Consider the following 13320-nt stretch of genomic DNA (forward strand, 5'->3'; position numbering starts at 1 on the left):
GGATGAGCAGCGACACCGACCCCTGGGCCGACACGGCCGGAAGGGCGATCCTGGAGACGATCCGCGGGTACGGCGTGGACGCCGTGTTCGGGATTCCCGGCACGCACAACCTGGAGTTCTATCGTCCCCTCGCCGACCTCGGCTTCCGGGTCGTGACCAATCGCCACGAGCAGGGATCCGGATACGGCGCGGACGGATGGGCCCAGCAGACCGGCCTCCCCGGCGTCGTGATCACCACGTCTGGCCCCGGCCTGCAGAACGCGATGAGCGCGGTCGGCACCGCGTTCTGCGAGTCCCGGCCGATGATCGTCCTCTCGCCCGGCGTCGCCCGCGGGGCGGAGTTCGCCGACGTCGGCACCCTGCACGAGACGAAGGACGCCTCGGCGATGGTCGGCGCGATCGCGGAGTGGTCGCGTCGCGTCTCCTCCGCGGGCGAGGCGGTCGCCGCCGTGCACGACGCCTTCGCCCTCTTCCGCACGGGTCGCCCTCGTCCCGTGCACATCGAGGTCCCCCTCGACGTGCTGGAGTCGCCGGCCGACGTGCCCGCGTCCGAGCGCCTGCCGCGCCCCGCACCCCCGGCCGAAGGAGGATCGGACGCGGCGATCGCGGAGGCGGTGGCACTGCTCGCCGCCGCCCGCCGCCCTCTGGTGATCGCCGGAGGGGGCGCCACGCGGGCAGGCGCGACGCTCACCGCGCTCGCCGAACGTCTCGGCGCGCCCGTCCTGACGACGCTCAACGGCAAGGGCGCGGTCGACGAGGCCCACCCGCTCTCGCTCGGCGCGAACCTCCGCCTCGGTGCGGCGCGCGCGGCGGCGGAGGAGGCCGACGTGCTGCTCGTCGTGGGCTCGAAGCTCGGGGAGGCCGAGCTGTGGGCGCCGCGAATGGAGCCTGCGGGAGCGGTCGTGCGCATCGACATCGCTCCCTCGCAGGTGGACAAGAACCTGACGCCGACGGTCGGGATCCTCGGCGACGCGCGCGCGGTGCTCGAGCGGATCCTCGACGCGCTCCCCGCGGTCGCCCCCCGCAGCCCCGAGCTGGGCGACGTGCGCACCGCGATCCTGCGAGAGATCCGCGAGACCGCGCCGGCGACGGTCGCGCTCGCCGAGGAGATCGCCGCCGCGCTCCCGGACGACGCGATCGTGGCGGGCGACTCCTCCCAGATCGTCTACCTGGCCCTTGCGAACGTGCTGCGCCGGAGCGGTCCGCACGCACTGCTCTACACGCCCACCTACGCGACGCTCGGGTACGGCCTCCCCGCCGCCATCGGTGCCCGCGTCGCCCGGCCGGATCGACCCGTGGTCGCCGTGGTCGGCGATGGCGCGCTGATGTTCGCGGTCAACGAGATCGTCACCGCCGTCGAGCAGCGGCTGGATCTCACGATCGTGTGCGTCGACAACGGCGGGTACGCGGAGATCCGCCAGAACGAGGTGGATCGCGGCATGGTGCCGATCGGCGTCGACCTGGTCCAGCCGGATTGGCCGCTGCTCGCCCGCGCGTTCGGGGCCGAAGGGGTCCAGGTCGCTCCCGGGGCGGATCCCGGTCCGGCGATCCGCGCCGCGATCGCGTCCGGCGGCGTCCGCCTCGTCCACATCCACCAGACCACTCCGCCCTCCCCGGCGGGCGGCATCTCCGCGCAGGAGACGCCGCAGGAACGACAGAAGGACCACCCATGAGCACTCCCCTCGGACCCGTCGACGCCTCGGTGAACCCGCGCTACGCCGGCTTCGCGACGTTCGCCCGTCTCCCCCGGCTGGAGGAGGTCGAGCACGCGGACATCGCGGTGGTGGGCGCGCCGTTCGATTCGGGGGTGAGCTACCGCCCCGGCACGCGCTTCGGGCCGTCGCACGTGCGCGAGTCGTCGCGCCTGCTGCGTCCGTACAACCCGGCGCAGGATTTCGCGCCCTTCGCCCGCGCGCAGGTCGTGGACGCGGGCGACATCGCGCTGAACCCCTTCGACATCGCGGAGGCGGTGGAGGAGACCGATCGCGCGGTGAGCGCCCTCGCCGAGCGGGCGCCGCGGATCGTCACGATCGGCGGCGACCACACTCTCGCGCTCCCGCTGCTGCGCTCGGTCGCACGCCGGCACGGACCCGTGGCGGTCCTGCACTTCGACGCGCACCTCGACACCTGGGACACCTACTTCGGTGCGCCGATCACGCACGGCACGCCGTTCCGCCGAGCGAGCGAGGAGGGGCTGATCGATCTGACCGCGAGCTGCCACGTCGGCACGCGCGGTCCGCTGTACGACAAGAAGGATCTGGAGGACGACGCGCGCCTGGGCTTCTCCATCGTGTCGAGCGAGTCGATCGAGGAGCACGGCGTCGAGGCGGCGATCGCCCGGATCCTCGACCGGATCGGCGATGCGCCGCTCTACGTGTCGATCGACATCGACGTGCTGGATCCCGCGCACGCCCCCGGGACGGGAACGCCCGAGGCAGGGGGGCTCACGAGCCGCGAACTGCTGCGGATCCTGCGCAGTCTGCGCGACACGAACATCGTCGGGGCCGACGTCGTGGAGGTGTCTCCGGCTTACGACCACGCGCAGATGACCGGGATCGCGGCGAGCCACGTGGTCTACGAACTCATCACGCTCCTGGCGATCCAGCACGACCGCACGCGCTGATCCGCGTCGACCAAGCCCACCGGCCCCCGGGATGCCGGTGGGCTTCGTCGTGCTGCGGCGCCGGGACGGCGGGATCGACATCCGTGCGTGCATGAAAGCTTGCAAGGGTGTAACATTGCAGGGTTGCAAAGTTTTGTGCCGGCGCCGGCATCCGCGTTGATCGACGACGTCCGCGGGGAGGCCCCCGACGCGTTCCGCCTCCTCTGGGAAGGACCTCTATGGCCACCGCCACCGGCGCCGTCCGCACGGTCGAGAGACCGGCCGACGCCTCGTCGCAGCCGATCATGACCCACAAGCAGATCATGCTGGTCATCTACGGCCTCATGTCCGGCATGTTCCTGTCCTCGCTCGCGCAGACGGTGTTCGGCACCGCCATCCGCACGATCGGCGACGACCTGCACGGCCTCGACCAGCAGGCCTGGGTCACCACGGCGTTCCTCATCACGTCGACGATCGCCGTGCCGATCTACGGCAAGCTCAGCGACATCTTCGGGCGCCGCCCGCTGTTCATCCTCGGCATCGTCGTCTTCATCCTGGGCTCCACGCTCTCCGCGTTCTCCACGTCGATGCTCATGCTCGCCGCCTTCCGCGCGGTCCAGGGCATCGGGGCCGGTGCGCTCATGGCGCTGCCGCTCGCGATCATGGGCGACATCCTCGCGCCGCGGGAGCGGGCCAAGTACCAGGGCTACTTCTTCGCGGTCTTCGGCATCGCGACCGTGATCGGACCGCTCGTTGGCGGCCTCTTCGCCGGCGCGAAGGAGATCCTCTGGATCGACGGCTGGCGCTGGTGCTTCCTCATCAACATCCCGCTGGGACTGTTCGCCCTCTTCATGGTCATCACGTTCCTGCACCTGCCGAAGGTGCACAAGCACCACGGCCCGCGCATCGACTGGTGGGGCGCCGCGGCGGTCATCGTCGGCCTCGTCCCGCTCCTCCTCGTCGCCGAGCAGGGGCGCACCTGGGGCTGGACCTCGGCGGCCTCGATCGTCTGCTACGTCGTGGGCGTCGTCGGCATCGTCGGCTTCATCGTGATCGAAGCGCTCATGAAGGACGACGCGATCATCCCGCTCAAGCTCTTCCGCTCGAACACCTTCTCGATGGCGACGCTGATCGGCGTGCTGGTCGGGTTCGCGATGTTCGGCGCGATGATGACGATCCCGCTCTACATGCAGATCGTGAAGGGGCTGAACCCCACCGAGTCGGGGCTGTCGATGCTCCCGCTCATCATCGGGCTCATGATCGCCTCGCTCGCGTCGGGCCAGATCACCGCGCGCACCGGCAAGTACCGCATCTTCCCCGTGCTCGGCACGCTGTTCACGGCCGTCGGCTTCTTCGCGCTCACCTTCATCCGGTACGAGACCCCGCTCTGGGAGATCTTCATCGGCATGTTCGTGCTGGGGCTGGGCCTGGGTCAGCTCATGCAGCCGCTCACGCTGGCGAGCCAGAACTCGGTCGCGGCCCACGAGATGGGCGTCGCCTCGAGCGCGGCGACCTTCTTCCGTCAGATCGGCGGAACGCTGGGCACCGCGATCATGCTCTCGCTGCTGTTCTCCCTGCTGCCGACGAACATCGTCCACGCCACCGAGGACAAGGCGACGCTGACGGCGGCGCTCGACACGGCGCTGGATCCCGCTGAGGCCGGCAAGTCCGAGAACGCGGCGATCATGAAGCAGCTCTGGAACCCGATCGTTTCGCCGATCGAGAAGACCGTCCAGGACAATCTCGACAAGGGCCTCGCCGAGGGCGACGCGCAGGCCAAGGCCGCGGCGGCCCAGGCCGTGCAGGAGAAGGTCTCCGCCGGAGTGCAGCGGGCCGTGGCCGCGGGGCAGATCCCCGCGCAGGCCGCCGACGCCGTGATCGCGCAGAAGGTCGCGGAGGCCCTGCCGGCCGCCGAGGCCGGTGCGCATGCGGCCGTGCTGAAGGCGGTCGCCGAGAAGGCGCACGCGACCGTGCAGGGCGACGGCGTCTCGGTGAACTGGTCCGACAAGGCCGAACGCGAGTACTGGGTCGACACGCTCGTCCCGACGCTGCAGGACCAGCTGAAGAAGAAGGACTCGGCGGCGTCCGGTTCCTCGTCGAGCTCGATCAGCGACACATCCTTCCTCACCGGAGCGGACCCGCGTCTGTCGAAGCCGTTCATGGTCGGCTTCATCGACTCGATCGTGCTGCTCTACTGGGTCGGCTTCGGCGTGATCCTGCTGGCGTTCGTGCTGACCTGGTTCTTCAAGGTGCCGCCGCTGCGGCGCGTTTCGGCGCTGCAGGAGCAGGCCGATGCGGCAGGACGCACCGAGACAGGGACCATCCGCACGCACACGGCGTGAGCGGAGCCGGGGCGGTCCACGCGCCGCCCCGGCTCTCCGGCGAGGAGAGTGAGATGACCAGCATCGAGAACGTGCACCCCGAGACGTGCGGACGCCGGGAGCGCAAGAAGCAGCAGACTCGGCAGGCGCTGCACGAGGCCGCGCTCGAGCTGGTCGAGGCACAGGGCCTCGACCACACGACCGTCGAGCAGATCTGCCAGGCCGTCGACGTGTCGCCGCGCACGTTCTTCAACTACTTCCCGTCGAAGGCCGCGGCCGCGCTCGATCTTCCCGACACCGCTATGCCGCCCGAGGGTGCGGAGGCGTTCCGCCGTGCGGAGGGCGATCTCGTGCCGGCCCTGTGCGAGCTCATCGGCTCCTCGATGGACGACGCCCGTCAGCGCAAGCGCATGAAGGAGCTGGTCCTGCGCCGGCCCGAGCTCATGCCCGCCTTCGCCCAGTGGATGGGCGGCATCCGCGAGCAGTACGTCTCGCTCGTGCGCGAGCGCGCGAGCGAGGAGGATGCGGTCGCCGCGGTGGCGCTCACCATGGCCGCGCTGAGCCTCATCGTGCACGACGGATCCGCCGCCGGGGAGCGCCCCGGGGCTGCGCGGCTGCTCGAAGGGGTGGAGATGCTCGTGCGTTCGCGCGCGAGCCAGCTGACACCCGCCGCCGAGTCCGCGGCCTGAGGGCGACGCGCCGCAGGGACCGATTGCGGGACGACGTCCGCTCCCCAGCAACCTCATAGCGAAGCTGCACTGGCGCAAGGTTGCGCATCGTGTAAAGTTGCAGGGCTGCAACATTCTTGCCGCCAACGTCGGCGCCGGGGAGCCGACGGGGTGTCGACGACCGGCGTGACGTCCGGATCCACCCGAAGGGCCTTCATGTCCACCGCAACCACCGCTCCAGGGGTGACGCGCGCCGAGCGCAAGAGCGCCGCCCCGATCATGACGCACCGGCAGATCCTGTTCGTCATCTACGGCCTCATGGCCGGCATGTTCCTGTCGTCGCTCGACCAGACCATCGTCGGCACTGCGATCCGCACGATCGGCGACGACCTGCACGGCCTCGACCAGCAGGCCTGGGTCACCACGGCGTACCTCATCACGTCGACGATCTCCGTCCCGATCTACGGCAAGCTCTCCGACATCTTTGGCCGGCGCCCGCTGTTCATCTTCGGCATCACCGTGTTCATCCTGGGTTCCGTGCTGTCGACGTTCTCGACGTCGATGCTGATGCTCGCGGGCTTCCGCGCCTTCCAGGGCATCGGAGCCGGCGCGCTCATGTCGTTGCCGCTCGCGATCATGGCCGACATCCTCGCGCCGCGCGAACGCGCCAAGTACCAGGGCTACTTCTTCGCCGTCTTCGGCGTCTCCTCGCTCATCGGACCGCTCGTCGGCGGGATCTTCGCCGGCGCCCACCAGATCCTCTGGATCGACGGGTGGCGCTGGGTGTTCCTCATCAACCTGCCGATCGGCCTCATCGCCCTCGCCATGGTGATCGCGTTCCTGCACCTGCCGAAGGTGGGCAAGCACGAGAACCCGCGGATCGACTGGTGGGGTGCGACCGCTGTGATCGTGGCCCTCGTCCCGCTGCTGCTCGTCGCGGAGCAGGGCCGTGAGTGGGGCTGGGCGTCGCCCGGCGCGATCGCCTGCTACGTGGTCGGAGGCCTCGGCGCCGTCGCGTTCGTGCTCATCGAGATCGCGATGAAGAACGACGCGATCATCCCGATCCGCCTGTTCCGCTCGAACGCGTTCTCCTGGGCGACGATCATCGGCGTGCTCGTCGGCTTCGGCATGTTCGGCGCGATGATGACGATCCCGCTCTACATGCAGATCGTCGCAGGCCTCACCCCGACCGAGTCGGGCTTCGCGATGCTGCCGATGGTGGTCGGACTCATGGCCTCCTCGATGGCCGCGGGGCAGATCACGGCCCGGACGGGCAAGTACGGCTTCTTCCCGCGCACGGGCACGCTGACCACGGCGCTCGGCTTCCTGCTGCTCACCTTCGTCTCCTCGACCACCGGCGTCTGGTACATGATGATCGGCATGTTCGTGGTCGGCCTGGGGCTCGGCCAACTCATGCAGTCGCTCACGATGGCCAGCCAGAACGCGGTCAACGCGCCGGACATGGGCGTCGCCACGAGCGCAGCGACCTTCTTCCGCCAGATCGGCGGAACCCTGGGCACGGCGATCATGCTGTCGATCCTGTTCACGCTGCTGCCGCTCAACGTCACGCACAGCATGGCCGACAAGCCGACGCTGACCGCCGCCCTGGATGCCGCGCTCGACCCCGCCGTCGCGGGGAAGGCGAACAACCAGGCCGTCATGAAGCAGCTCTGGAACCCGATCGTCGGACCGATCCAGGACAACATCCAGGCGGGTCTCGACAAGGGCACCGCGCAGGCGAAGGCCGCGGCCGACAAGGCCGTGACCGATGCCGTCACCGCGGGCGTGGACCAGGCCGTCGCGGCCGGGCAGCTTCCCGCCGCCGCCGCACCGACCGTGATCCAGCAGAAGGTCGCGGAGGCCACCCCGGCCGCCGAAGCCAAGGCGCTGCAGGCCGTGGCAGACAAGGCGAACGCGTCCGTATCGGACGGCAGGGTCGTCGTCGACTGGTCGAACGACGCGCAGCGCAGCCACTGGGTCGGCGAGGTCGTGCCGGAGATCACGAAGAAGCTGAACTCGGGCACGTCCCAGGCGTCGAGCGGCACGAAGAGCTCGACCAACGACACCTCTTTCCTGAACGGGGCGGACGCCGCGCTGACGAAGCCGTTCATGGTCGGCTTCACCCAGGCGATCGACGTGATCTACTGGGTCGGCTTCGGCGTGCTGCTGCTCGCCTTCCTGCTGAGCTGGTTCTTCAAGGCGCCACCGCTGCGTCGCGTCTCGGCTCTGCAGGAGCAGGCCGACGCGGCCGGTGTCACCGAGACCGGCACGATCAGGACGCAGAAGGCCTGAGCGACGGGCCGGGGCGGATCGGATCCGTCCCGGCCCTCCGCGAGGAGGAACCATGAGCAAGGACGACAACGGCGAGGGCCGCAGAGAGCGCAAGAAGCTGCAGACCCGGCAGGCGCTGCACGCGGCCGCGCTGCGCCTGGTCGAGGAGCAGGGACTCGACAGGACCACGATCGAGCAGATCTGCCAGACGGTCGACGTCTCGCCGCGCACCTTCTTCAACTACTTCCCGTCCAAGGCCGCCGCCGCCCTGAACCTGCCCGAATCGGGCGTCGCCGACGAGGTCATCGAACGTTTCCTCGCGGCAGAGGGCGAGCTGGTCCCGGCGCTGTGCGATCTCGTCGGTGCATCGATGGACGGGCGGATGGACCGGGCGCGGATCAAAGAGCTGCTGCTGCGGCGACCGGAGCTGCTCCCGGCGTTCTCGCAGTGGATGGGATCCGTGCGCGAGCAGTTCATCGAACTCGCCGGGCGGCGCACGGACGATCGGGACGCCGCGGTGAGCGCGGTCTCGCTCGTGCTGGCGGCGCTGAACGTGCTCGTGCACACGCAGGAGACCCCCGAACAGCCGGCGCCCGAGCGTCTGCTCGGAGCGGTGGACGGGCTCGTCGCGGTGCGGACGGCACCGATGACCGCGTCCCCCACAGCCTCGGTGGCCGCCGCGTCGCGATGACCGTTCTGTCGTGCCGGGCGGAACTCGCCCGGCACGACAGCGAAACCCTGGACAAGCGCAGGCTCGCTCGCCTAAGGTTGTACTGCGCACCTGAAGACAGCCGCGTCGCGATCGTCCCCAGCGAACGCGTGAAGGTTTCCCCAGACCGGCGGCTCGTGCGTTTTCGGCCCCCTCGGCGCATCCAATCCCCAAAATGGATCCTCCGGGGGGGCCCTTCTTCATCCCCCGCCTTGCGGCTTGGTTCGATGATAGCCCGGATATCGGAATTTGTCCCCCATTTGGGGGACAAATTTCTTCGAGATGGGGTATGCTGATCCCAGACGCACCCTCCGGTCGTCCTTGGGCCCCCATCGCTCCCCCCGCGGTGGGGGCCCGCTCATGTCCGGGCTCCTGCCTGTCTTCTGCCTGTCTTCCGCGGGTGCGCCGACTGATCCGACGCCTCAGATCGTCGTGCAACGTTTGTGTCACTGTGTCTCATGGGGTGTTGCGCGCGCCGTGCTCTCGGCTAGCGTTGGCAGCGTCGACGCATCTGCGCCGACGTAAGCCCAAGCAAGAAGGCAGTACATGACTCAGGGCACGGTTAAGTGGTTCAACTCGGAGAAGGGCTTCGGCTTCATCTCCCCCGACGACGGTGGAGCTGACGTGTTCGCGCACTACTCCGCCATTGCATCCTCCGGCTACCGCTCTCTCGACGAGAACCAGCGCGTCGAGTTCGATGTGGCGCAGGGCCCGAAGGGCCTGCAGGCCGAGAACATCCGTCCGCTCTGAGCGACACGGACTTCGACTCCCCGGGGCTTCGGCCTCGGGGAGTTTCTTCGTCTCCGGGGCGGATCGCGCGCCGGGGTCGGGATCCGGGGGTCAGGATCCGGGGGTCAGGACCCGGGGAGCAGGATCCGTTGCAGTTCCGCGGCGGTGCCGACCTCGGCGACCGCGCCGCGCGCCTCGCTGGGCTCGCTGAAGCCCCAGTCCACGAAGATCACAGGGATCCCGTACTGGGCGGCTCCGTCGACGTCGTGGTGGCGATCGCCGACGAGCACCGGGCGGGAGACGTCGACCCCGGCCTCCGTGAGCCGCACGAGAGCCCGTCCGATCACCGCCGCCTTACTGTCGTGCTGTCCCGGGACGTCCGGGCGGGCGCCGGCGACCACGACGAAGTCGTCCCTGAGCCCGTAGTGCTCCAGGATCGCGAGCACCTGGTTCTCCGGCTTCGAACTCGCGGTGGCCTGCGGCACCCCCGCGTCCGAGACCGCGCGCAGCACCTCCGGGATGCCGTCGTAGATCCGCACGCTCGCGGCATAGCCGTCGCGAGCGGCGAGATCCCGGTACATCGTCACCGCCCGTTCCGCGTCCTCGGGGCTCATGCCGCCGCGTTCGCGGAAGGATTCGTACATCGGCGGTCCGATCCAGAACGACAGCTCGTCCGCGGTCGGGGCGGGCCGGCCGAACGCGTCGAAGACCTCGACGAGCCGGGGCAGGATCCCTGCGGACGCGTCGGCGATCGTGCCGTCGACGTCCCAGAGGACGCAGGAGTACGGAGAGGGCATGTGTTCCAGCCTATGGGCGGAGCGGGTCGAGCCCTGCGGTCGGCCGGCACCCGACCCCGGGTTCAGAACAGGCGCGGTGCGCCCGACTCGATGCCCTTCATGTCCTCGTAGTCGAGAACGAGGCAGCGGATCCCCCGGTCCTCGGCGAGCACGCGCGCCTGCGGTTTGATCTCCTGCGCCGCGAACACGCCCTGCACGGGCGCGAGGTGCGGGTCGCGCCCGAGCAGCTCGAGGTAGCGGGTGAGCTGTTCGACGCCGTCGATGTCGCCGCGGCGCTTGACCTCCACCGCGATCGCGGCGCCCGCGCCGTCGCGCACCATGAGGTCGACCGGGCCGATCGCGGTCGGATACTCGCGGCGCACGAGGGTCGCACCCTCGGCGATCCGATCGACCTGCTCGGCCAGCAGCCGCTGCAGATCCGCTTCGACGCCGTCCTTCTGCAGCCCGGGATCGACGCCGAGCTCGTGCGCGGAGTCGTGCAGGATCTCGTAGATCTGCACGCGGAGCGCATCGCCCGTCTTCTGATGCGTGACGCGCCAGACGGCGGTGACGCCGGCCGACGCCTCCTCCTCCCCCGGCTCCTCGGACTCGAGGCGGCACGGCGGGCTCATCCAGTTCAGCGGCTTGTAGCTGCCGCCGTCCGAGTGCACGAGCAGGCTGCCGTCGCCCTTGTGCACGAGCAGGCGCGTGGCCAGGGGCAGGTGGGCGTTGAGGCGGCCGGTGTAGTCCACGGCGCAACGGGCGATGACGAGACGCACCAGAAGAGCCTAGCCCGCGCCGACGCGTCGGTTCCGACGCCCGGTGCGGGCGTGCCTCAGGCCGCAGACACCTTCTCGTCGGCCCGGAGCGGACGAGCGGCGCCGGAGAAGAGGCCCGAGAACGCGGCGAGCACCACGAGGATGAACAGCGTGTTCAGCAGGCCGATGTGGTTGCTGATGAATCCCAGGATCGGCGGGCCGCCGAGGAAGGCGATGTAGCCGATCGTCGCCGCGGCGCTGACCCGTGCGGCGGCTTTGGCGGGGTCGTCGGCCGCGGCGGACATGCCCAGCGGGAATCCGAGCGAGGCGCCGATCCCCCACAGGGCCGCGCCCACGAAGACGAGGGGCACGCTCGGCGCGAGGATGAACAGCAGGATCCCGCCCGCCGCCGCGACCGCGAGCACGCGCAGCACGATGACCCGTCCGAAGCGGTCCACGAGAGGGCCGCCGAAGAGCCGCACGACCGTCATCGCGACGGAGAACACGGCGAGTCCTGCCGCACCCAGCGCGGGTTCCGCGCCGTGGCCCTCGACCACGCCGAGCGCGAGCCAGTCGTTCGCCCCTCCCTCGGCGAACGACATGCCGAGCATGACCACGCCGAGCGCGTAGGTGCGGGGCTCCCGCCAGGCCTCCAGGGCCGCGTGCAGGCGGGCGCGGAAGGGCGGCTTCTCCCCCGCGTCCTCTGGATCCAGCGCCTCGGCTCGGTTCGGCACGTTCGCGACGCCGACGACCGCGATCACCGCGATGAGCAGGGCGATGACACCGGCGTGCAGCGCCACGCTCACGCCGAGCGCCGCGGCTCCGGCGCCCAGGCCCGCACCGATGACGGTGCCGAAGCTGAAGAAGGCGTGGAACACGGGAAGGATCGTGGTGCCCTGATGCTGCTCGACCGCGGTCGCCTCGACGTTCATCATGACGTCGACGCTGCCGTTCCCGAATCCGAACAGCACGAGGCCGACGAGGACGAGGGGCAGCGAGTGCAGGACGTCGGCGCCGAGGCCGATCAGCAGCACACCGAGGGCCACGAGCAGCAGCGTCCTCAGCATCCCCTTGCGGGCGCCCGTGCGGGCGAGGACCGCGGGGCTCGTCGAGATGCCGACGATCGAGGCGATGCCCATCCCGAGCAGGATCACGCCGATCTGCGCCTTGTCGATCCCCAGGGACTCCTTGATCGCGGGGACGCGGGAGGCCCAGGTCGCGATCGACAGGCCGCTGGCGAGGAAGATCGCGAAGATCGCCGCGCGCCAGCGCACGACCGTCGGTCGGTCGAGCTCGGTGTCCATACGTCAACGCTAGCGGAGCGATCCGTCACAGTCGAATCGATTCGATCCGCGAGATCCCGGCGATGTTATTGTCAAGACATGACCTCGGACACCGACGCCACCCGCCCGCGGCGGCGTGCCACCATCGCGGATGTGGCACGCGCGGCGGGGGTGTCGCCGTCGACGGCCTCCGTGGTCTTCAGCGGCAAGGCGCCGGTCGCGGAGGCGACGAAGGAGCGCGTGCTCGGCGCCGCGGCCGAACTCGGGTACACCGGCCCGGATCCGCGCGCCGCATCGCTGCGACGGGGGAGGAGCGGGATCGTCGCCGTCGCCTTCGAGGAGCATCTCCGCGCCGCGTTCCTCGATCCCGTGAAGACCGCGATGATGGACGGCCTCACCGATGCGCTCGCCGCGCTCGGTGCGGGAGTCCTGCTGCTGCGGGACGATCCGCATGCGGCGCCCGACGCTCCGACCCTGGCGAGCGCGCCCATCGACGCCGCCGTGCTGATCGGGTGCAGTCCGCGGATGCGCGGGAGCCTCGAGGACGTGCGCGCGCGCCGTCTCCCGGTCGTCGTGATCGAGGGCGATGCGGGTCAGGACGCGCTGCGGATCGAGCTCGACAACCGCGAAGCCGCGGGGCAGCTCGCCCGGCACGTCCACGGACTCGGGCACGAGCACGTCGCTGTGGTGACGCTGCCGTTCGACTCCCTGCGCGAGCGCGGCGATGCGGACGAGGCGCGCATCGCGACCATCACCACGCCGGTCACGCAGATCCGTCTGGAGGCGGTGAGAGCGGTCTTCCCCGACGCCCGGGTGGTGTCGGCGGGGGGAAGCTCGATCGACGAGGGGCTGATCGCCGGACGGCTGCTTCTCGCCGAGGGCGAGAGCCGGCCCACGGCGGTCCTCGCCCAGAGCGACCTCCTCGCGGCGGGCGTGATCCGCGCCGCGGAGGAGGCCGGTCTGCGCGTGCCGGAGGACGTCAGTGTCGCGGGATTCGACGGGATCTCGGTGGACGGTCTCGGGGCCCATGTGCTGACGACCGCCGTGCAGCCCGCGGTCGAGAAGGGACGCGCTGCGGGGGAGGCCGTAGCACGCCTGTTGGCGGGGGAGCCTGCGGCCTCGATCCGCCTCACCTGCACGTTCCGGGAGGGCACGACCACCGGACCGGGTCCCGCGCACCGGTAAACTGGTCGCGAACCCGCC

General features: G+C 70.3%; 11 protein-coding genes. 8 read left to right on the forward strand and 3 right to left on the reverse strand.

The features are described 5' to 3' along the window. The first annotated feature begins 2 nt into the window (after positions 1-2). The 7 genes from Q0P88_RS09840 (at position 3) to Q0P88_RS09870 (ending at position 9321) form a co-directional block, all read left to right on the forward strand. The gene (locus Q0P88_RS09840; protein WP_295013606.1) at positions 3-1673 is read left to right on the forward strand and encodes a thiamine pyrophosphate-binding protein; all 1671 of its coding nucleotides are present in this window, start codon (positions 3-5) and stop codon (positions 1671-1673) included. Continuing rightward, positions 1670-2623: an agmatinase gene (gene speB, locus Q0P88_RS09845; RefSeq protein ID WP_295013608.1), complete on the forward strand. Its 954-nt coding sequence runs from the start codon at positions 1670-1672 to the stop codon at positions 2621-2623. The genes Q0P88_RS09840 and speB overlap by 4 nt, the downstream gene beginning before the upstream one ends. Before the next feature lie 284 nt (positions 2624-2907). Then, positions 2908-4944, forward strand: a complete 2037-nt coding sequence (locus Q0P88_RS09850) for an MDR family MFS transporter (protein WP_295013706.1) — start codon at positions 2908-2910, stop codon at positions 4942-4944. Positions 4945-4997: 53 nt separating this feature from the next. Then, positions 4998-5612, forward strand: coding sequence for a TetR/AcrR family transcriptional regulator (locus tag Q0P88_RS09855; protein ID WP_295013610.1), 615 nt, complete (start codon positions 4998-5000; stop codon positions 5610-5612). Positions 5613-5807: 195 nt separating this feature from the next. Beyond that, positions 5808-7883: an MDR family MFS transporter gene (locus Q0P88_RS09860; protein ID WP_295013612.1), complete on the forward strand. Its 2076-nt coding sequence runs from the start codon at positions 5808-5810 to the stop codon at positions 7881-7883. A gap of 52 nt (positions 7884-7935) precedes the next feature. Beyond that, positions 7936-8553 (forward strand): TetR/AcrR family transcriptional regulator, encoded by a 618-nt coding sequence (locus tag Q0P88_RS09865; protein ID WP_295013614.1) that lies wholly within the window; start codon positions 7936-7938, stop codon positions 8551-8553. A 564-nt stretch (positions 8554-9117) separates the two neighbouring features. Next, complete coding sequence (locus Q0P88_RS09870) at positions 9118-9321, forward strand: cold-shock protein (RefSeq protein ID WP_045250254.1); 204 nt, start codon at positions 9118-9120, stop codon at positions 9319-9321. Between the two features lie 104 nt (positions 9322-9425). Here Q0P88_RS09870 and Q0P88_RS09875 read toward each other — a convergent pair whose 3' ends face one another. The 3 genes from Q0P88_RS09875 to Q0P88_RS09885 form a co-directional block, all read right to left on the reverse strand. Then, the gene (locus Q0P88_RS09875) at positions 9426-10097 is read right to left on the reverse strand and encodes an HAD hydrolase-like protein (protein ID WP_295013617.1); all 672 of its coding nucleotides are present in this window, start codon (positions 10095-10097) and stop codon (positions 9426-9428) included. 62 nt (positions 10098-10159) lie between these two features. Further along, positions 10160-10855, reverse strand: a complete 696-nt coding sequence (gene nucS, locus Q0P88_RS09880; RefSeq protein WP_295013619.1) for an endonuclease NucS — start codon at positions 10853-10855, stop codon at positions 10160-10162. Positions 10856-10911: 56 nt separating this feature from the next. After that, positions 10912-12138, reverse strand: a complete 1227-nt coding sequence (locus tag Q0P88_RS09885; protein WP_295013621.1) for an MFS transporter — start codon at positions 12136-12138, stop codon at positions 10912-10914. Between the two features lie 78 nt (positions 12139-12216). On the opposite strand from Q0P88_RS09885, the gene Q0P88_RS09890 reads away from it, so the two are divergent. Then, a complete protein-coding gene (locus Q0P88_RS09890) occupies positions 12217-13302 on the forward strand; it encodes a LacI family DNA-binding transcriptional regulator (protein WP_295013622.1) in 1086 nt (361 codons plus the stop codon). Positions 13303-13320 lie beyond the last annotated feature (18 nt).

The organism is uncultured Microbacterium sp. (assembly GCF_945952435.1).
Lineage (GTDB): Bacteria > Actinomycetota > Actinomycetes > Actinomycetales > Microbacteriaceae > Microbacterium.